Source organism: Flavobacterium sp. GNP001, assembly GCF_054343775.1.
This window is the reverse complement of the sequence record NZ_JBTGUX010000001.1, coordinates 3,221,152-3,241,226: the sequence shown is the minus strand read 5'-3', so window position 1 is coordinate 3,241,226 and position 20,075 is coordinate 3,221,152. Positions and strand designations below refer to the sequence as shown.

Annotated in this window: 16 protein-coding genes and 1 tRNA gene; 7 read left to right on the top strand and 10 right to left on the bottom strand. The window is 37.0% G+C overall.

The window, feature by feature from the left end; genetic code table 11:
- Window positions 1–6: 6 nt before the first annotated feature.
- Window positions 7–201: a cold-shock protein gene (locus tag ACXX8U_RS13950; RefSeq protein WP_007137066.1), complete on the bottom strand. Its 195-nt coding sequence runs from the start codon at window positions 199–201 to the stop codon at window positions 7–9.
- A gap of 132 nt (window positions 202–333) precedes the next feature.
- Complete coding sequence (gene aspS, locus ACXX8U_RS13945) at window positions 334–2,079, bottom strand: aspartate--tRNA ligase (RefSeq protein ID WP_458566366.1); 1,746 nt, start codon at window positions 2,077–2,079, stop codon at window positions 334–336.
- Between the two features lie 225 nt (window positions 2,080–2,304).
- On the opposite strand from aspS, the gene ACXX8U_RS13940 reads away from it, so the two are divergent.
- Entirely contained in the window at window positions 2,305–2,649 is a 345-nt protein-coding gene (locus ACXX8U_RS13940) for a toxin-antitoxin system YwqK family antitoxin (RefSeq protein WP_210790718.1), read from the top strand.
- A gap of 147 nt (window positions 2,650–2,796) precedes the next feature.
- On the opposite strand, the gene ACXX8U_RS13935 is transcribed toward ACXX8U_RS13940, so the two are convergent.
- The 7 genes from ACXX8U_RS13935 to ACXX8U_RS13905 all read right to left on the bottom strand — a co-directional run bounded on the left by ACXX8U_RS13935 (window position 2,797) and on the right by ACXX8U_RS13905 (window position 12,694).
- Window positions 2,797–4,467, bottom strand: coding sequence for a sodium/sugar symporter (locus tag ACXX8U_RS13935; protein WP_458566365.1), 1,671 nt, complete (start codon window positions 4,465–4,467; stop codon window positions 2,797–2,799).
- Between the two features lie 3 nt (window positions 4,468–4,470).
- Window positions 4,471–5,538: a UDP-glucose--hexose-1-phosphate uridylyltransferase gene (locus ACXX8U_RS13930; RefSeq protein ID WP_458566364.1), complete on the bottom strand. Its 1,068-nt coding sequence runs from the start codon at window positions 5,536–5,538 to the stop codon at window positions 4,471–4,473.
- Window positions 5,539–5,636: 98 nt separating this feature from the next.
- Window positions 5,637–6,812 (bottom strand): galactokinase, encoded by a 1,176-nt coding sequence (galK, locus tag ACXX8U_RS13925; protein WP_458566363.1) that lies wholly within the window; start codon window positions 6,810–6,812, stop codon window positions 5,637–5,639.
- Between the two features lie 53 nt (window positions 6,813–6,865).
- On the bottom strand, window positions 6,866–9,289 hold the full coding sequence (locus ACXX8U_RS13920) for a DUF4982 domain-containing protein (protein WP_458566362.1): 2,424 nt from the start codon (window positions 9,287–9,289) through the stop codon (window positions 6,866–6,868).
- 203 nt (window positions 9,290–9,492) lie between these two features.
- A complete protein-coding gene (locus tag ACXX8U_RS13915) occupies window positions 9,493–10,536 on the bottom strand; it encodes a glycoside hydrolase family 53 protein (RefSeq protein ID WP_458566361.1) in 1,044 nt (347 codons plus the stop codon).
- Window positions 10,537–10,544: 8 nt separating this feature from the next.
- Complete coding sequence (locus ACXX8U_RS13910) at window positions 10,545–11,639, bottom strand: glycoside hydrolase family 53 protein (protein WP_458566360.1); 1,095 nt, start codon at window positions 11,637–11,639, stop codon at window positions 10,545–10,547.
- Window positions 11,640–11,641: 2 nt separating this feature from the next.
- The gene (locus ACXX8U_RS13905; protein WP_458566359.1) at window positions 11,642–12,694 is read right to left on the bottom strand and encodes an aldose epimerase family protein; all 1,053 of its coding nucleotides are present in this window, start codon (window positions 12,692–12,694) and stop codon (window positions 11,642–11,644) included.
- A gap of 102 nt (window positions 12,695–12,796) precedes the next feature.
- On the opposite strand from ACXX8U_RS13905, the gene ACXX8U_RS13900 reads away from it, so the two are divergent.
- The gene (locus tag ACXX8U_RS13900; protein WP_458566358.1) at window positions 12,797–13,795 is read left to right on the top strand and encodes a GntR family transcriptional regulator; all 999 of its coding nucleotides are present in this window, start codon (window positions 12,797–12,799) and stop codon (window positions 13,793–13,795) included.
- A gap of 33 nt (window positions 13,796–13,828) precedes the next feature.
- Here ACXX8U_RS13900 and ACXX8U_RS13895 read toward each other — a convergent pair.
- Window positions 13,829–13,908: transfer RNA gene (locus tag ACXX8U_RS13895), tRNA-Leu, on the bottom strand.
- Between the two features lie 286 nt (window positions 13,909–14,194).
- On the opposite strand from ACXX8U_RS13895, the gene ACXX8U_RS13890 reads away from it, so the two are divergent.
- From ACXX8U_RS13890 to ACXX8U_RS13870, 5 genes are all read left to right on the top strand, one after another.
- Window positions 14,195–15,136 carry a ribose-phosphate pyrophosphokinase gene (locus ACXX8U_RS13890; RefSeq protein ID WP_086453166.1) on the top strand — a complete coding sequence of 314 codons (942 nt, stop codon included), beginning with the start codon at window positions 14,195–14,197 and terminating at the stop codon, window positions 15,134–15,136.
- Window positions 15,137–15,263: 127 nt separating this feature from the next.
- Window positions 15,264–15,875 carry a 50S ribosomal protein L25/general stress protein Ctc gene (locus ACXX8U_RS13885; RefSeq protein ID WP_166132472.1) on the top strand — a complete coding sequence of 204 codons (612 nt, stop codon included), beginning with the start codon at window positions 15,264–15,266 and terminating at the stop codon, window positions 15,873–15,875.
- Between the two features lie 286 nt (window positions 15,876–16,161).
- A complete protein-coding gene (pth, locus tag ACXX8U_RS13880; RefSeq protein ID WP_458566357.1) occupies window positions 16,162–16,788 on the top strand; it encodes an aminoacyl-tRNA hydrolase in 627 nt (208 codons plus the stop codon).
- Between the two features lie 144 nt (window positions 16,789–16,932).
- Window positions 16,933–18,978, top strand: coding sequence for a T9SS type A sorting domain-containing protein (locus ACXX8U_RS13875; RefSeq protein WP_458566356.1), 2,046 nt, complete (start codon window positions 16,933–16,935; stop codon window positions 18,976–18,978).
- 101 nt (window positions 18,979–19,079) lie between these two features.
- On the top strand, window positions 19,080–20,009 hold the full coding sequence (locus ACXX8U_RS13870) for a bifunctional riboflavin kinase/FAD synthetase (RefSeq protein WP_458566355.1): 930 nt from the start codon (window positions 19,080–19,082) through the stop codon (window positions 20,007–20,009).
- Window positions 20,010–20,075 lie beyond the last annotated feature (66 nt).

Here is a 20,075-nt window from a genome sequence, read left to right as displayed (position 1 = left end):
TTATGCTTAGATCACTGCTACTTTCGCAGCAACTTTTCCTTTTCTTCCTTCTTCTTCTTCGTAACTAACTCTGTCACCTTCGCGCAATTCTTCCGCGTTGATTCCTGAAGCGTGAACGAAAATGTCTTTTCCTGTTTCTTCGTCTGTAATGAATCCGTAACCTTTAGACTCATTGAAAAATTTAACTGTACCTGTACGCATTGTAATAGTAATAATAATTTATAATGTAGCAAATGTAATATTTAATACAATACGAAAAACGTTCGAGGCTTTTTATTTTGTAAAATTATTGATATTCAACGTTTTCTAGGACTCTTACGTTTCCTAGGTCACTTATTTTAATTGAATATGTAACTCATTTAGTTGCGAAACATCTATTGCAGATGGTGCATCAATCATCACATCGCGACCCGAATTGTTTTTTGGGAAAGCAATAAAATCACGAATTGTTTCTTGTCCACCCAAAATCGCAACAAGTCGATCTAGTCCAAATGCTAATCCTCCGTGAGGTGGTGCACCAAACTGAAAAGCATCCATCAAGAAACCAAACTGCGCTTTAGCCTCTTCTGGAGTAAAGCCTAAATATTTAAACATTAATTGCTGTGTTTCTTTGTCATGAATACGAATAGAACCTCCACCAATTTCGTTACCATTCAAAACCATATCATAAGCATTAGCACGAACTTGACCAGGATTGGTTTCTAGCAAGTGCATATCTTCTGGTTTTGGAGAAGTAAACGGGTGATGCATCGCGTGGTAACGACCACTTTCTTCATCAAATTCTAACAAAGGAAAATCTACTACCCATAGCGGTGCAAATTCCGCTGGATTTCTCAATCCTAAACGAGTGGCTAACTCCATACGCAAAGCACTTAATTGCGTACGCGTTTTATCTGCTGGTCCTGAAAGCACGAAAATCATATCTCCTGCTTTTGCACCAGTTATTTTTGCCCATTGTTGCAAATCATCTTGATCGTAAAATTTATCTACTGATGATTTAAAAGTACCATCCTCATTGCATTTTACATATACCATTCCCGACGCACCCACTTGAGGACGTTTTACCCAGTCAATTAACCCATCAATTTCTTTACGAGTATAATTTCCAGCTCCTGGCACTGCTATACCTACAACTAATTCTGCTGCATTAAAAACAGGGAATTCTTTGTGTTGAGCTACGGCATTTAACTCTCCAAACTCCATCCCAAAGCGGATGTCTGGCTTGTCATTTCCATAGGTTTTCATGGCGTAGTCGTAAGTAATTCTTGGGAATTTATCTACTTCAATGCCTTTAATTTCTTTTAGTAAATGTCTTGTTAATCCTTCAAAGACATTCAATATATCTTCTTGCTCAACAAAAGCCATCTCACAATCGATTTGTGTAAATTCCGGCTGTCTGTCGGCACGTAAATCTTCGTCACGGAAACATTTTACAATTTGAAAATATTTATCCATTCCACCTACCATCAATAATTGTTTGAAGGTTTGAGGTGATTGCGGTAAGGCATAAAACTGCCCTTCATTCATGCGAGAAGGCACTACGAAATCTCTAGCTCCTTCTGGAGTCGATTTAATAAGATAAGGCGTTTCTACTTCACAGAAATCCAAATCAGATAAATACTTACGAACTTCCATGGCCACTTTGTGACGGAAAAGCAAACTGTTTTTAACTGGATTACGACGGATATCTAGGTAACGGTATTTCATACGAATATCTTCGCCACCATCTGTTTCATCTTCTATTGTAAAAGGTGGAGTTAAGGCTGCATTCAAGATTTGTAATTCTGAAACCAAGATCTCGATATCACCCGTACTCATGTTTTTATTTTTGGCCTCACGCTCAATCACGGTACCTTTTACCTGAATAACAAATTCACGGCCTAAAGTTTTAGCTAACTCAAAAACTGTTTTTTCAGTACGACTTTCGTCAAAAATTAATTGTGTAATTCCGTAACGATCACGCAAGTCAACCCAATTCACAAATCCTTTATCACGAGATTTTTGAACCCAACCTGCCAATGTAACTTCGTTATTGATATGCGTGGCATTCAACTCACCACAATTATGACTTCTATACATGTTTTACAAATTTATTATTTAAGCGCTACAACGCGGGTGCAAATTTAGGACTAATATTCAATAATGGATTGCCAAAGCTTAAATTTTACCATCAAAGCGATGGCAAACTTGAAAGCCAATGTTAAGTTTTACTCCAATGTTACCAAATTGTTAACTTAAAGTTTTTTTATTGTAAAATAGTTTTTATATTTGTGACTATAAATGAAACTTTTAAAAACCTACATCATGAAAAAATATATCATCATTGCCGTATTACTATTTACTGGAATCGTATCTGCTCAAGAAAACAATCCAAAACTAGAAGCTATTGGAGAATTAGTAAAAACAACTTACTATTATGAAAATGGAAATGTACAACAAGAAGGATTTTTCAAAAACGGAAAACTAGAAGGAATCTGGACATCGTATGCTGAAAATGGTAACAAACTAAGTGTTGCTACCTACAGTAATGGTGAAAAAACAGGAAAATGGTTATTCTGGAATGGAATCAATCTCAATGAAGTTGACTACTCAAACAATAGAGTTGCTACTGTAAAAACTTGGAAACAAGATGCGATAGTTAACAATTAACATCAAAAAATATAAAGGTTAAAAAAAAAGCTTTCGAGATATTCGAAAGCTTTTTTTTGCACCAGCATCACCTTTAATAATTTAATCTGGTTTTACCATTTTTAATACTTCACATTAAAATCAAATACAATGTGAAGCATTAATCTTTTACCAAAAAATAGTATAGAATGCAGCTATTAATGACAACACAATCAACATTCCTACTGTAAAGGCAGGACTCATTTTAAACATTGCTCGATCAATTTCAAGACCATTGGTTTTAACACCTCTTGACGTTTCGTACAAACTAATACTCACCATACCCATTATACAAATCAAGAATACAAACCCCATACGATCAATAAACGGAATTTCATACAATCCATCTGCATTTGGTACTGCAAACCCTGTTGAATATATAAATGACAAATCAACAACAGCTGGCATAAATTTGAAAGCAAGCGACAGCAAGAAACCACCAATGGTTGCAAACAAAGCCGCATTTGAAGTTGTTTTCTTCCAGAAGAAACCAAGAATAAACATGGCGAAAACTCCAGGACTTACAAAACCTGTGTACTCCTGAATGTATTGAAATCCTCCTTTTTTATCAATTCCTAAAAATGGAGCCACAACTACAGCAATCAGCATAGCAACTACGATTGCTTTTTTACCAATGCTAACAAGTTTCTTCTCATCGGCATCCACATTTAGTTTCGTCTTGTAAATGTCTAAAGTAAAAATAGTAGCAATACTATTCGCTTTTCCAGCCAACGAAGCTACAATAGCAGCAGTAAGTGCAGCAAAAGAAAGCCCTTTTAAACCTACTGGAAGTAAATTTAACAAAACAGGATAAGCACGATCTGGATTTAACGAGCCGTCTTGTAGCATCTCGGAACCAAAATATCCTTTTTGATACAATACAAAAGCAGCTATTCCAGGCAATACAACAATAATAGGCATTAACAGTTTTAAGAATGCAGCAAACAAAATTCCATTCCGCGCCGTTTTAATATCCGCTCCTAATGCTCGCTGCGTGATGTATTGGTTACAACCCCAATAATTGAGATTGATAATTAACATTCCTCCAATCAAAACAGACAGACCTGGTAAATCCATATAATTCGGGTTCGTTTTGTCAAAAATCATGTGGAAATGATCGTTAGCCTCAGTGGTCATCAAATTAAAACCATTAATAACACCTGTTGTGCCAAATTCCTCGGCAACCAAATTCAGGGCTAGATAAGTAGTTACCAACCCTCCTAATATCAAAAAGAAAACTTGAATAACATCCGTGTAACCAATAACCTTCATACCGCCTAGCGTAATCATAACCGCGAAAAACGCCAAGAAAATCATACACAAAGTCAAATTCAATCCAGAAATACTACTGATTGCCAAAGCGCCTAGGTATAAAATGGAAGTCAAATTTACTAAAACATACAACAACAGCCAAAACACCGCCATAATCATGGCCACATTACTATTATACCTTTGATTAAGATACTGCGGCATGGTAAAAATTTTATTTTTTAGATATACTGGAATAAAGAAAATAGCAACAATAATTAAGGTGAAAGCCGCCATCCACTCATAAGTAGCAATGGCTAATCCCATCTTGAAACCACTTCCGCTCATTCCGATAAACTGCTCCGCACTAATATTACTCGCAATTAATGATGCGCCAATAGCCCACCATGTGAGTGACCCCTCGGCTAAAAAATAATCCTTACTACTGGTTTCTTCTTTTTTCTTCTTGCGATAAATCCATACTCCATAACTCACAATTAAGATGAAGTAGAAGAAAAAGACAATGTAATCTTGGGTTGCTAATGTTTGCATTGGTTAAATAGTTTTTGGTTTTTGGTTGGTTTTATAGTGAATGGTTGGCAATGCTCTTAATATGGCTGCGCTTTTTTCTGGTGTAATATCCCGTTGCGATTCGCCCATCATTTCATATCCTACCATGAATTTTTTAACCGTTGCCGAACGTAACAAGGGCGGGTAAAAATGCATGTGAAAATGCCACTCAGGATGCGCATCACCATCAGTTGGCGACTGATGAATACCTGACGAATACGGAAACGAAGTTTCGAAAAGGTTATCATACTTTGTTGTCAACTGTTTCAATATCAGCGCGAAATCAGCCACTTCGGCTTTGGTAAAATTAGTTATTTTATTAACATTACGCTTACTAATAATTATCGTTTCATAAGGCCAAATGGCCCAGAACGGAACTAAAGCTATAAAATATTCATTTTCGATCACAATTCGCTCTTGAGAACGCAACTCCTCTTGCACATAATCCTGCAAAAGTGTGCGCTGGTATTGGTCCCAATATTTTTTCAGACTAACTTGTGTTTTTTCAACCTGAGTTGGTAGAGATGATTGTGCCCAAATTTGCCCATGCGGATGCGGATTACTGCAACCCATCACACTGCCTTTGTTTTCAAAAATTTGTACATGGTTGATGTATGATACAGTGCCTAAATCTGTGTACTCGCGCTGCCAAGTCGCAATGATATCTTCAATCTCATGCGCCTCCATTTCTGGTAAAGTCAGATGATGTTTGGGTGAAAAACAAACGACTCTTGAAATTCCTCTTTCTGGCCTAGCCTTAAAAAAACGTTCGTTTTGATCTTCCTCAAAATGGATTTCATCTTGTTTTAAAGCTGCAAAATCATTCTCAAAAACAAAGGCATTTTCATACTCGGGGTTTACTTCTCCGTTGGCACGAACGTTACCTGGACATAAATAACAAGTTGGGTCGTATTCCGGTAGTTTTTCTGTTGCTATAGATTCATTTTGGCCTTGCCAAGGTCGTTTAGAACGGTGTGGCGAAACCAAAACCCATTCATTAATTAAGGGATTGAAACGCCTATGTGGATCTTCGTTAATATCAAAATTTTTCATGCTATTCATTTATTGTTTGTACCATCACTTGATTGGAAGGTCTATTCAACACAAACTAATTTTGTGCTTAAAAATGGATGTAATCAGTGTTCCGTTTTTTAGTGCTTCAGAGGTTCATACAAAGAAGTACCATTTCCGATTTTAACATCATAAATCTTTAAATCGATACCAAAAGTAGTTTTGTAACCTTCAACTAATTTCGTTTTTATTGCGTCTTCTTCTCCCTTTTTGATCAAATTTATGGTACAACCACCAAAACCGCCACCCATTAAACGCGAACCTACAACGGCCTTTTCATTTTTTACAGAATCAACTAAATAATCAAGTTCGACGCAACTCACTTCATATTCTTGAGATAATCCTTCGTGGGTTTCAAACATCAACTGTCCTAAAGTTTTAATAGCGCCTGCGTCTAGCGCGGCACAAGCTAAAGTTACTCTTTCGATTTCTTTCACCACAAACGAACATCTTTTAAAAACGTCGGCACTCATCACGTCTTGCAATTGTAGTACATGCTCCAAACTACAATCTCTAAAACTATTGATTTCTGGGAACTTATTTTTCAAAAGAGACAACCCTTCTTCGCATTGTTCTCTTCTTTGATTGTAGGCCGAAGTCATCAAGGAGTGTTTCACATTCGAATCGAACAAAATCAAGGCATAATCATTAAAGTCGGCCGTGTGGTATTCGTATTCTAAAGTTTTGCAATCAATTTTAATTACTTTGTTTTCGAGTCCCATTACACTTGAAAACTGGTCCATGATACCACAATTAATTCCTACCCAATGTTCTGCTTTTTGACCCATAAGCGCCATATCAATTGGTTTTATTTGCAAATTAAAAAGCGCATTAATTCCGTATAAAAAACCACATTCAAGCGCTGCCGAAGATGACAAGCCGGAACCAACTGGAATATTACTGCTAAACACACAATTAAAACCTTCAAAATTAAATCCATTATCTTGTAATTGTTTGATCACTCCTAAAATATAATTTGTCCATTCAATTTTGCTATGACTAACATCTGCCGAAAGATCAAATACCAATTCTTCATTCAAATCCAAGGCTATAATTTTGGATTCGTTTGAATTGTTTTTGGCAAAAGCAAAGCAAATAATCTTATCAATGGCAGCGGGCAAAACATAACCATCATTATAATCAATATGTTCTCCGATGATATTAATTCGACCAGGAGAAAGCACTATTTTTTCGGGAGTTGAACCAAATTTTTCCTGAAAAAAAGCACTCGTCTTTTGTATTACTACATCATTCATAAACTTCTAATTTTACTGTATTATTGGCCTGCTGCGCCTTTTGCTTGGGTTGATTATTTGACAAGCAAATCGACAAAACCACTTTTTAAACCTGCTCCACTTACCTCTAATTTCGCTGTTCCAACACTTACTTTTGATTGTACTAAAACCACTAATTTTCCGCTAAAAAGCTTCATTGTATCATTATGAAACATTTCGAGCGAGGTAGCGTCACCATTACAAGCCGCTCTGTACGATGCTGCACCAGAAACTTTAAATTTTAATTGATTTGTAGCTGTTGGGCACGGAATTCCATTTTTATCAACAACTGAAACCGTAACAAACGAAATATCTTCACCATCAGCCGAGATTGTTTTTCGATCCGCCTCAAGCACAATATGATGCGGTTTTCCTGCGGTTTGAATTTGCTCTTCGGCCACTGCTTTACCGTTATCATCTAGGGCAACTACTTTTACTGTTCCCGGCTCGTATTTAACATCCATCCACATCAGGCGGTAGCGATTTTGTGGTGTGCTGTTATTTTTTTTCTGCACGCCCATGCTTTTGCCATTGATAAAAAGCTCAGCACTGTTGTAATTGGTGTAGACAAAAACAGGCGTTGTTTGCCCCTCGCGGCCTTCCCAATTCCAATGTGGTAAAATGTGCAGCGTTGTATCCTTAGTATTCCAACGACTGCGATACAAATAATATCGGTCTTTCGGTAAACCCGCTAAATCATTGATTCCGAAATACGAACTTCGTGACGGCCAACTTTCGTCGTAAGGTGTCGGTTCGCCCAAATAATCAAAACCGGTCCAAACGAATTCGCCAATTACCCAAGGTTTATCATCTTGCAGCACAAAATCTTCATCGGGAACATTTGACCAACTGCAGGCTTCTAAATCATAAGACGAAGATTGAAAATCGGGATATTGCTTCATTTTTTCCTGAACAACGGGAAATTTATAAATTCCTCGTGAACTTACTGTGGAAGCCGTTTCGGAACCCAAAATAAAACCTTGAGGGAATTTTTTTTGAGCCTCATCGTATAAATGAACGCGATAATTGAGTCCAGGAATATCTAGCAAGGCTCCAAAACCCGATTCGATGGTAGCTTTTACCTGATCCATTCCTACGGTTACGGGACGAGTTGGATCTTCTCGATGAAATATTTCTTGCAACCATTTGGCTCTTTTAACGCCCTCTTCGCCCCACTGATCAGGGACTTCGTTACCTGAACTCCACATCACAATCGAAGGATGATTTCTGGTAGCTCGAACTAAATTTACGATATCTTTCTCTGCATATTCTTCAAAAAAACGATGGTAGCCATTGTCTACCTTTGGCTTAGCCCATTCATCAAAACTTTCTGCCAGAAATAGAAACCCCATTTCATCGGCTAACTCTAATTGTTCCAATGATGGCATGTTGTGCGAACTTCGGATGGCATTGCAACCCATATCCTTTAAAATTTGCATTTGTCTGCGCAACGCCGCTTTGTTAACAGCAACCCCAAGCGGTCCCAAATCGTGGTGCAAACAAACTCCTTTGAACTTAGTCACTTTTCCATTTAAGCTAAAGCCTTTGGCTGCTTCATATTTGATGGACCTGATTCCGAAAACGGTAGTATTTTCATCTTTTAACTGGTCACCAACGAACAGCTGCGACACTGCTTTGTACAAATACGGGCTCTCTGGACTCCACAATTTCGGTTTTTCTACTTTTATATTTTGATCGAACTCTTGACCAAAAGGCACGGTTGCTTCGTCAGAACCAATTTTTTTACCATCGGCATCAAAAATAGTAGTTACTAATCGCGAGTTTTCTCCTGATACTTTCGTTTTGAGGTTCACTTTTGCAACAGCATCTGTAACAAGTGGTGTAGTTACAAACTGTCCCCATTGATCGATACTTTCTTCATTCTTGATGATCACGCTTACATTTCGATACAATCCTGCACCCGGATACCAACGTGAAGCAAATTCTTTGTTAGATAGTTTTACCGCTAAAGTATTATTGCCTTCTTGTGCCCATTGCGAAATATCGAAATAAAAATAGCTGTAACCGTATTTCCACTCGCCTACTTTTTTTCCGTTCCAGTAAATTTCAGGCTCACTCATGGCGCCTTCAAAAAGCAAAATGATTTTTTTGCCTTTTACATCTTTTGGCAAACTCACAGTGTTGCGGTACCAAGCAGTACCAATATGCGGCAAAGCTCCTGTTCTACCTGTTTTTTCAGTAGCTACAGTTTCTCCGTTTTGAACGATGGCTACCTTTTGGATATCAACATTTTTATCAAAAGGACCGTAGATTGCCCAATCATGCGGAACGCTCACTTTTTGCCATTTGGCATCGTTAAAAACGACTTTTTCTGCGCCAGCGTGATCGCCTTTTTGAAATTTCCAATTGGAATTTAACACCTTAACTTCTCTTGATTGAGGAAAAGCTGTCGTGGTGAATATTATAAACACCAAAATAATAGAGGATATTTTTTTCATTTGAAACTATATAATAATTTATTAGCTATTCCACTTATAAACATTTAAGTCATTTAAGCGAAAGTTACTTAGCTTGGCCATTTACTATTCGAAAGAAAATATAAGTTTAAACATTCACGTAAACGAATTGCTATTTTTTCTAACAATCAAGTTAAAAACTCATATGACTTATATGTTGTGACATTTCTTTTGAATCCTATTCATTACTCTTTAAAAGCATCCAAAGCCATTGAAGGTTTTCCATCTGATTGCCAAGCGCTCAAACTGTAACCGCTCCAAGATTTGGCTCCTTGCGGTTCCCAATACATGACGCCTAATCCTTTTTGGTTGGGAACTGCTTTCACGGCTTTGATAGTTTCTGTTAATAATTCAAAAGTATTTTGAGGTTTATCATCCTCGCCGCCTACTTCAACTACCATAACTTCTTTACCATAGCGAGAAACCATATCATTTAAATTAAAAGCCAAATCTGAAATGGTTTCTGAATAATCTTTTTTGATCCAAAACGGATAATACGATAACCCAATTACATCATACTTGACCTTAAAAAGCGTAGCTTGGTCAAAAAACCAACGGAATTTTTCGTTATTATTTCCCTCATCAAGATGCACAATTACTTTAATTTTTGGGTCAATTGCTTTTGTGGCTTCGTATCCTTTATTTAACAGTTGCGCTAGTTGCTTAAAATTTGAAGTTTTACCTTCGGGCCAAAGCATACCGCCAGGAATTTCGTTTCCAACTTGGACCCATTCTGGAGTCACTTTTGCCGCTTTTAACACACGCAGCATTTCAAAAGTATGATTGTAGACATCTGTTAAAAGCTGCTCAAACGAATGATTTCCCCAAGCTTTAGGTTTGGATTGTTTAGCCGGATCAGCCCAAGAATCACTGTAATGAAAGTTAATCATGATGCGCATACCCATTTTTTGAGCGCGAACTGCCATAGCAACCGTTTCGGCTGGGCTACAATGCCCGCTAGCTTTATCGTCATTTGGATTTACCCATACGCGCAAGCGAACAGAATTCATTCCGCGGTCTTTCAAAAGTTGTAGAGCGTCTGTGGGCTTTCCATCCGTATCGTAAAATTTGTAACCTGTAGCTTCCATTTGTGGCAACCAACCTACATCGGCACCTTTGGCGAAAGCCGGAACAGTCGAAGCTATTTTCTTTGTTGAACTACAAGAAAAAAACAGGAGTTGAAACAAAACTAAAGGGAAAAAATGTCTGGTCTTAGTTATTTTCATCATGTTTCGTCTTATTGTGCAAAAGCTTGTAAAACAGGCAAGGCTTTATTGTTAAAATCATAAAAAGCTTGGTTCTCAAAGGTAGATCCATTGGTAGCTTGATTCCCTTTGAAAGAAACCCACTCGCCACCCCAATAGGCAAATCCCTGACCGTATTCTGATGCTTTTACTAAATTTTTAATAGCTAGCACAAAACTTTTTTGTCCATCAGGAGTTGCTGGATATCCAGTTACCAACTGCGATTCAAGCCCCACAATATTGTTGGTGTAATCATTCCAAGTTAAAGTAAATGGATAAGCCGTCTCAGCAATGAGTACTTTTTTAGCAAATGTTTTTCCCAAGGCATCAATAGTTGTTTTTATATTGTTGGTATCTTTTCCGTGCCAAATTGGATAGTAAGACAAACCGATGTAGTCATAATCGACACCTTTTACTTTATTGAAAAACCAATTCGTATCTGAGGGAGAAACTCCTGCATAATGAATCATGATTTTGGTAGAAGGTTGCGCAGCCCGAACTGCTGCACTTGCCGCCGCCAACAAGGATAAACTTTGCGTTTCTTGGCTGATCAAATTACCTTGAGGCCAAAGCAAACCGCTATTTATTTCGTTTCCTATTTGAATAATATCTGGCTTTATTTCATTCATTATTGTTGTAGTGTAGGTTGTTATAGCTGTTTTAAGAGCAGTGAATGAGAGTGATTTCCACTCCGCTGGCGTTTCTTGTGCTCCTGGATCAGCCCAAGTATCCGAATAATGAACGGTCAACCAAACTTTGAAACCCGCTTGTTTTGCTTTTTGTGCTAGTGTCTTCACCTCAGCTAAACCAGAACGTCCGTTGCTTGGATTATTCCACAAACGAATTCGAACGGTGTTGCATCCTGAATTTTTTAAGGTGGTTAGCATATTTTCCGGCTGGTTGTTGGCGTTGTACAACACTTTTCCTGACGCTTCTAGTTCTGGCAAATACGAAATATCAGCTGCTCGTATAAATGCATCAACAACGGCAGGTGGCGCTACCTCAACCTCTGTTTCATTACTATTAGAACATGAAAAAAGCGAAGCAATGGCAACGATTTTAATTAAAAAAGCCTTTTGTAGTTTCATTTTTATAATGCTTTAAATTTGTAAATAGTTTTATGATAGTACAGTTCGCCCTTATCTAACTCACAAGAAGGAAAATGCGAGTGATTGGGCGCATCTGGAAAATTTTGAGTTTCAAAACAAACACCACTCAAAGCTGTATATTCAGCACCTTCTTTTCCTTTTAATTGCGAGAAACAATTTCCACCCACGTACACATGAATAGCTGGTTGATTGGTGAAAACCGACATCTTTAAGGTTTTGGAGCTGTTGTACAAGCTAGCCGCATATTCTTTAACTTTATTTAAGATGAAAGTATTGTCTATTTTGCCTGGGCAAAGTCTACCCTCTGAAAAATCAAAAGGGCAATTGGCAACATTTAAGAATTTACCTGTTGGAATTCCGGACGAAATCGTGTCTAAAATGCGTTGCGACTTAATTTTTAGTTCATGATTCACAACTGTTGCTGCTTGCCCATCTAAATTAAAATAACTGTGATGCGTCAAGTTTATAATTGTTTTGGTAGTTGTATGCGCAATATACTCTAATGCCAATTCATTCGTTTCAGTTAAAGTATAAGTTAAATCAATTTGCAGCTCTCCCGGAAAACCGTTATCGCCATCAGGATTTGTGTGACTTAAAGTAACCGAAGGATTTTTACCTTCTGTACGGTTTTTGATCACCCAATTTTTTTGACTGAAACTATTTGGTCCGCCATGCAATGTATTTCCGTTCGAATTGGTATCCAAATTAATTGTTGTTCCGTCAAGCGGAAAGGCACCCTCGTTGATACGACCTGCAAACCGACCTACAGTAGCCCCGAAATAAGGTGCACTTGGCAAATCAAACGATTGCAGGTATTGTTCTAAAGTTTCAAAACCCAAAACCACATCTACACTACTCTCATCCTTTAATGGCACTTTTAAACTAGTTAGCGTAGCACCGTAGGTGATAATTTTGGCTACAAGACCATTTCCATTTTTTAGTTCACATTCAAAAACAGCCGACCCATCGGCGAGAACACCAAACGATTTGACAGCAGAATTAGAATTAAAATGTGATTTATGTTTTATTTTCATGCTAAAATTATGAAATATGAAAAACCAAAAATAAAGGAATTGTCAAATCATACATACCAGTACCTACCAGTTTTTGTATCTTGCACCCAAATTAGCATCCAAATGAAATTAATTTCGATTCAAAACAACATTGGAATTCCAAAATACAAGCAAATTATCTCTTCAATTGAACAAGTAATTGCCGACAAAAAAATTAAAAAAGGAGATGCACTTCCATCTGTAAACAAGGTCTGTATGGAGTTTTCATTGTCTCGAGATACCGTTCTACAAGCTTACGAAGAATTAAAAAAAAGAGGAATAATTTATGCCATTCCTGGAAAAGGATACTACATCAAAAGCATTGAAACTACTATCAAACAAAGGATTTTTTTATTATTTGATGAGTTAAACATCTTTAAAGAAGACTTATACAATTCGTTTTTAGAAAGTATTGGAGCTGATGTACAAGTAGATATTTTTTTCCATCATTTTAACCCAACTGTTTTTCAGAAACTAATTAATGATAGCAACGGAAATTACACTAAGTACATCATTATGCCAACCAATTTAGCAGATGCAGCGGCTAGTATAAAAACCCTACCAGTTAATGATGTGTATATCCTGGATCAAACCAATACCGAATTATCAGACTATCCGGCGGTGTACCAAAATTTTGTAAAAGATATTTACAATGGATTACTCAAAGGCCAAAACCAATTGAGTTCTTACCAAAAATTAATTATGATTTTTCCCGGATTTCGAGAGCCATTGGGTATGAAAATAGGTTTTGAAAAATTTTGTTCAGACTTTGGTTTAGCCCACGAAATTATTACCAAAATGCAAAACCGCACCATTCAAAAAGGCGAAGTATACGTTATTCCGAGTGATCGTGATTTAGTTGAAGTTATCGAACAAGCCAAAACACAACAATTACAACTAGGAATTGATTATGGCATTATTTCCTATAACGAAACTCCTTTAAAAAAAGTAGTTGAAAACGGCATCACCACAATTTCTACTGACTTTAAACTAATGGGACGCTTACTTGCCGATATGATTTTGAAAGGGAAAAAAGGACAAATTGAAAATAAAAGCGCATTGCTACTTCGGAACTCTTTGTAACAAAAAAATCCGCTTCTTTCGAAGCGGATTTTGTACCCGGAGCCGGAGTCGAACCGGCACGGTTTCCCACAGGTGTTTGAGACCAGCGCGTCTACCAATTCCGCCATCCGGGCTTAGCAGACCGAAACGACAACAGTCGTTTCACGCAATAAAGAGACAAGTGGTGGTAGCCAAGTGCCTTTATCTTTAACACGGTGCAAATGTAAAAAATATATTTAATAGTCCAACAAAAAATACTTAATTTTTTCCTTTCAGAGTTGAATAAATTTCATAAATTTGCACCTCGGTAAAAACACAACACACAACTAACTACAACCGAGGTAAATACATAAAAAGAAGCCAAAATACAGTTTGGATTTTTTGAAACAATTTTAACTTCGGGATAAAACAACAAACTAAATGTCACACCTAGAACCAGAAGCTAAAATATTTGCTTGTTCGCAAAGTGTTTATCTTGCTGAGAAAATAGCAAAAGAATACGGAATTCCTTTAGGAAAAATCACCATGTCAAAATACAGCGACGGTGAATTTCAACCTTCGTACGAAGAGTCAATTAGAGGTTTGCGCGTATTCATTGTTTGCTCGACTTTTCCAACAGCAGATAATTTAATGGAATTGTTACTAATGATTGATGCTGCAAAAAGAGCTTCAGCCAGACACATAACTGCTGTAATTCCTTATTTTGGATGGGCAAGACAAGATAGAAAAGACAAGCCTAGAGTTCCGATTGGAGCTAAGTTAGTAGCTAATTTATTAGATGCTGCAGGCGCAACAAGAGTAATGACCATGGATTTGCACGCTGATCAAATTCAAGGATTTTTTGAAAAACCAGTAGATCACCTTTTTGCATCTACTATCTTTTTACCATACGTAAAAAGCTTAGGACTTGACAATTTAACAATTGCTTCGCCTGATATGGGTGGTTCAAAAAGAGCTTATGCCTATTCTAAATTTTTAGAATCGGATGTAGTAATTTGCTACAAACAGCGAAAAGCAGCCAACGTGATTGACACGATGGAACTAATCGGAGAGGTTAAAGGTCGCAACGTCATTCTGGTTGATGATATGATTGATACCGGAGGCACTTTGGCGAAAGCCGCCGATTTAATGATTGAAAAAGGTGCTTTGAGCGTACGTGCTATTTGTACACACGCCATTTTATCTGGTGATGCTTATGAGAAAATTGAAAACTCTAAGTTGAGCGAATTAATAGTTACCGATTCTATTCCGTTAAAGAAAGAATCAAACAAAATAAGAGTGTTGAGCTGTGCTCCACTTTTTGCCGAAGTAATGCACATGGTACACCATAACAATTCGATTAGCGGAAAGTTTATCATGTAATTTTTAGTCCCTAGTGATTAGTACTTAGTAGAGTGGCTATGATCTAGAGTCAAAAACTAAGGACTTAGAAATAACAGCTAAGGACTTAAAAAAAAGAGTTTAATTAATAACTATATAAATATTTAAAATGAAATCGATTACAATTAAAGGATCAGAAAGAGAAAGCGTGGGCAAAGTAGCTACTAAAGCCTTACGTAATGCTGGATTGGTTCCTTGCGTATTATACGGAGGAAGTCAAGCAGTTCATTTCTCAGCAGAAGTAATGGCATTCAAAAACTTGGTTTACACTCCAAACGCGCACACAGTTGTGATCGATCTTGGAAACGGAAAATCATTCAATGCTGTTTTACAAGACATTCAAGTACACCCAGTATCTGACAAAATTTTACACATTGACTTCTTTCAAATCTTTGATGACAAAGAAATCACTATGGAAGTTCCTGTGAAAATCGTAGGGAAATCTAAAGGTGTAATGGCAGGTGGTGATTTACGTATGAACAACCGTAAATTAAAAGTAAGAGCGCTTCCTAAAGATCTTCCTGATTTTGTTGAGGCTGACATTACTCCGCTTGACATGGGTAACAAATTGTACGTTACTAAAGTACCTACACCAAACTTCAAAATCATGCACCCAGACAACACAGTAATTTGTCAAGTGAAGATTTCTCGTGCGGCTATGAAAGCAGCTCAAGAAGCAGCAAAAGCAGCAAAAGCTCCTGCAAAAGGAAAGAAAAAATAATTTTTTTCAATCATACATCAAAGCGTCAGTTACCCAACTGGCGCTTTTTTTTGCTTTTTAGTTTTTGAAATCCATTTTTAGGAGCAGCTAAACTATTTTGTTACACCTATTTATTCCCGCTTTCCGCTACAATCTTTTTGTACGCAAAAAAATGCGCACAAAAAGGATTTTCACTCCAATCGGGGCTACTACACACTACTTTTGCATCTAAGTATTCTGCTTTACCAAAGTTTTAAATATCAGCAACAGCATAGCCATTTTATTGAATTAAGCTTACTTTTGCAACATGATACAATGGATTTTAAATCTTTTCGCAACCTCAAAACAAGAGACCAATAGCAATAGCATGAAGAAATTTTTAATAGTAGGACTTGGCAACATCGGTGCCGAATATGTAAACACCAGACACAACATCGGTTTTAAAGTACTTGACTTTTTAGCCAAAAAAGAAGGCCTTCAATTCGAAACCGTAAAACTTGGTGCCCTGGCCAAATACAGTTTTAAAGGCAGAGCCTTTTTCTTGCTCAAACCTAACACCTACATGAATTTGAGTGGCAAAGCCATCAAATATTGGATGGATCAAGAAAATATTCCGCTAGAAAATATCTTAGTCATTACAGACGATTTGAACCTTTCCTTCGGTACCATTCGTATTCGTCAAAAAGGAAGCGATGGCGGACACAACGGTTTAAAAAACACCAATCTCGTACTCAACACACAACAATACGCTCGTTTTAGATTTGGAATTAGCGACGAATTTAAAAAAGGAAAACAAGTAGATTATGTACTTGGAGACTGGAATGATGCCGAACAAGCTGCCTTACCTGAACGTTTAGAAGTAGCTAGTGAAATCATAAAATCATTTGGGACAGCTGGCATAGAGATCACGATGACAACCTTTAACGGAAAATAAAAGACCAACAAGTCCCTTTGGGATAAAAAAAATTAGTAATTTTATTTTATACTAAGACAACAATGGCAATAATATCATGATCAGCAAGCCAAAATCATGTTAATTTCGTAAATAAGTACAACCTTCGTCCCAAAAACACCACATATGAAAAAAATTACTTTCCTTTTGTTACTTATTATAGTTGCACATCACTCCAGTTATGCACAATCAAATGTAGAAGTAACTCTTTTTGGTAAAAAAAAGTCCGTACAAGCAGGAAAAGTAATTCGTTGTGCGTCGACAGAATATGAGGAATATTTAAAAGCATCAAACCCACAGCGACTTTCAACACAAGAATTCGAAAACTGGTTAGCGCCCCAAGTACAACTTGAACAAGCCAGAAAGAGAAAATCAAGTAAAACAGCACAAACTAACGCAGTTATTACAATTCCTGTTGTAGTGCACGTAATTCATAATGGTGACGCTGTAGGCACCAATGAAAATTTGTTTGCAGAACAAATCAACTCCCAAATTCGCGTACTAAATGAAGATTTTAGAAGAAAAATAAACACCCCAGGATTCAACACCAATCCAGTTGGAGCTGATATTGAAATTGAATTCGCTTTAGCCAAAAGAGATCCAGCAGGAGTGCTATCAAACGGTATTCATAGAGTAAATTTAGGGCAAAGTAGTTGGTCACTTGATGAAATAGAAAACACTGTAAAACCACAAACCCAATGGAATCCGGATAAATACTTAAATATTTGGGTTTTAAATTTCGACCGAACTGATTTGTTGGGTTATGCTCAATTCCCAAGTTCTGCGGGATTACCTGGGTTAAACAGCAGTGGTGGCGCTGCAGCTACCGATGGCGTTGTTATACAATATCAGTTTTTCGGGTCAAAATCGTATTTCCCTACGGGAACATATGGACCCACATACGACCAAGGCAGAACAGCAACTCATGAAGTAGGACATTTTTTAGGACTTCGTCATATTTGGGGCGATGCTAATGAAGATGAGGACGGATGTAGTGTAGATGATTTTTGTCAGGATACACCAAATACTGCTATAGACAATTCTGGCTGTCCAACAAACGTAGATTCTTGTATCAACTCTCCAGGATTAGATATGGTAGAAAATTATATGGATTACACTAATGATAGCTGCATGAATATATTTACTGGAGATCAAAAAACAAGAATGATAACCGTCATTAATAACTCTGTTCGTAGGGCGAGCCTAAAAACTTCTGATGCACTAACCCCTGGGGTGACACTAAATAATGATGGCGCAATTGCTATTTCTAACTTAAATATTCAAAAGTGCAGCAACAGCTTTACTCCCGTTATTATTTTAGAAAACAAAGGAAATGCAGCACTGACTGCTGCAACAATTCGTTACAGCATTGACAATACCAATTTACAAACCTTAAATTGGACTGGTAATTTAGACACAAATGTATCTACAACTTTAACATTAAACACACTAACAACAAGTGGTGGAACACATAATTTTAACGCAACAATTATAAATGTTAATAACACAACAGATCAAAATAGTGCCAATAATAGCGCTGACCAAACTTTCAAAGTAGACAAAAACGTTGCAAGCACTATAATCAATTTCACTCTTCAAAATGACCGATTTGGATCTGAAACTACTTGGCAACTTACTAATTCAGCAGGTACCATTTTATACAGTGGTGGGCCCTATACTGATGTGGCAAGCGCACAACCTTTACCCGCTCCAGTTAAAGTAACTTTTGTATTAGCAAATAATGATTGCTATACTTTTACCATAAATGATGATGCCGCTGATGGAGTTTGTTGCGATTGGGGCGAAGGATTTTACACCTTAGCCACTCCAACTAATGAAACAATAGTGACTGGCGGAGCCTTTACAGATACAGAATCAACGAATTTTAGAATAGGAACACTTGGAACAAATACTATCGGTACACTACAAAATATTGTGCTATACCCCAATCCAACTGCAGATATCCTAAACGTTAGCCTTGATGCTAATAGTATTAATTATCCAACTTCATACAGCATAATCAATCTTTTAGGTCAAACAATCCGTACAAAAACAATAGAATCTAAACAAGAATTACAAATTAATGTTGCTAACTTAGCACAAGGCATGTACTTTTTACAACTTGTCACAGACGGATCAAGTAGACAAACTATTCCTTTCATCAAAAAATAACAACTTGTCTACTATTTTGCATCAAAGGGCCGAAGTTTTCGGTCCTTTTTTAATTATATCAATTGTATAGCGTAAATTTGCAGCATTATAAAACCCTTGCTTTGAAGATTTTTCATTCTATAAACGACTTTTCGACTACCAAAAAAACGATTTTGACCCTTGGAACTTTTGACGGAGTACACTTAGGTCATAAAAAAATCCTTCAAAAACTCACTCAAAATACCGCCAACAGAGAATTTGAAAGCTTGGTACTTACTTTTTTTCCGCACCCACGAATGGTTTTACAAGGAGGATCAACGCTAAAACTTTTAAATACCATTACCGAAAAAGTCGCATTGATTGAAGAACTAGGAATAGAAAACATTGTCATTCATCCGTTTGATGAAGCCTTTTCAAGACTTACGGCCGAAGAATTCGTTCGAGATGTCTTGGTTGAAAAATTCAAAATCCATAAAATAATAATCGGCTACGACCATCGATTTGGACGAAATAGAACTGCTGACATCAATGATTTAATTGGTTTTGGAGATGAATATGGGTTTGAAGTGGAACAAATTTCTGTTCAAGAAATTAATGACATCTCTGTTAGCTCAACAAAAATAAGAACAGCTCTACTCGATGGAAACATGAGTCTAGCCAACAGTTATTTAGGTTATGATTACTTTTTAACAGGCACCGTTGTAAAAGGCAAACAATTAGGGCGCACTATTGGTTATCCTACAGCTAACTTGCAAATAGCTGAAAACTTTAAACTCGTTCCGCAAAACGGGGTTTATATTGTACAAAGCCAAATACAAAACAAACTCGTGTATGGTATGATGAATATAGGTACCAATCCTACTGTTGGAGGGCAGCAGCAATCTATTGAAGTTAACTTTATAGACTTTGAAGGCGATTTGTACCAACAAGAGATTCAAGTAGCAATAGTACAACGAATTCGCTCAGAGAAAAAATTCGACTCAATCGAAGATTTGAAAAATCAGTTGCACAAAGACGAACAAACTGTATTAGAGTACATTAATAAAATCTAATATTTAATAGCGCCATTCGGCTTTTTTTATTTAAATTTGGTATTAACCTCTCTTTATCAAAGAGAT

What these genes read in the sequence shown, in the direction of transcription:
- ACXX8U_RS13950 (WP_007137066.1), bottom strand. Translation starts at nt 201, where the DNA reads ATGCGTACAGGTACAGTTAAATTTTTCAATGAGTCTAAAGGTTACGGA.
- aspS (WP_458566366.1), bottom strand. Translation starts at nt 2,079, where the DNA reads ATGTATAGAAGTCATAATTGTGGTGAGTTGAATGCCACGCATATCAAT.
- ACXX8U_RS13940 (WP_210790718.1), top strand. Translation starts at nt 2,305, where the DNA reads ATGAAAAAATATATCATCATTGCCGTATTACTATTTACTGGAATCGTA.
- ACXX8U_RS13935 (WP_458566365.1), bottom strand. Translation starts at nt 4,467, where the DNA reads ATGCAAACATTAGCAACCCAAGATTACATTGTCTTTTTCTTCTACTTC.
- ACXX8U_RS13930 (WP_458566364.1), bottom strand. Translation starts at nt 5,538, where the DNA reads ATGAAAAATTTTGATATTAACGAAGATCCACATAGGCGTTTCAATCCC.
- galK (WP_458566363.1), bottom strand. Translation starts at nt 6,812, where the DNA reads ATGAATGATGTAGTAATACAAAAGACGAGTGCTTTTTTTCAGGAAAAA.
- ACXX8U_RS13920 (WP_458566362.1), bottom strand. Translation starts at nt 9,289, where the DNA reads ATGAAAAAAATATCCTCTATTATTTTGGTGTTTATAATATTCACCACG.
- ACXX8U_RS13915 (WP_458566361.1), bottom strand. Translation starts at nt 10,536, where the DNA reads ATGATGAAAATAACTAAGACCAGACATTTTTTCCCTTTAGTTTTGTTT.
- ACXX8U_RS13910 (WP_458566360.1), bottom strand. Translation starts at nt 11,639, where the DNA reads ATGAAACTACAAAAGGCTTTTTTAATTAAAATCGTTGCCATTGCTTCG.
- ACXX8U_RS13905 (WP_458566359.1), bottom strand. Translation starts at nt 12,694, where the DNA reads ATGAAAATAAAACATAAATCACATTTTAATTCTAATTCTGCTGTCAAA.
- ACXX8U_RS13900 (WP_458566358.1), top strand. Translation starts at nt 12,797, where the DNA reads ATGAAATTAATTTCGATTCAAAACAACATTGGAATTCCAAAATACAAG.
- ACXX8U_RS13890 (WP_086453166.1), top strand. Translation starts at nt 14,195, where the DNA reads ATGTCACACCTAGAACCAGAAGCTAAAATATTTGCTTGTTCGCAAAGT.
- ACXX8U_RS13885 (WP_166132472.1), top strand. Translation starts at nt 15,264, where the DNA reads ATGAAATCGATTACAATTAAAGGATCAGAAAGAGAAAGCGTGGGCAAA.
- pth (WP_458566357.1), top strand. Translation starts at nt 16,162, where the DNA reads ATGATACAATGGATTTTAAATCTTTTCGCAACCTCAAAACAAGAGACC.
- ACXX8U_RS13875 (WP_458566356.1), top strand. Translation starts at nt 16,933, where the DNA reads ATGAAAAAAATTACTTTCCTTTTGTTACTTATTATAGTTGCACATCAC.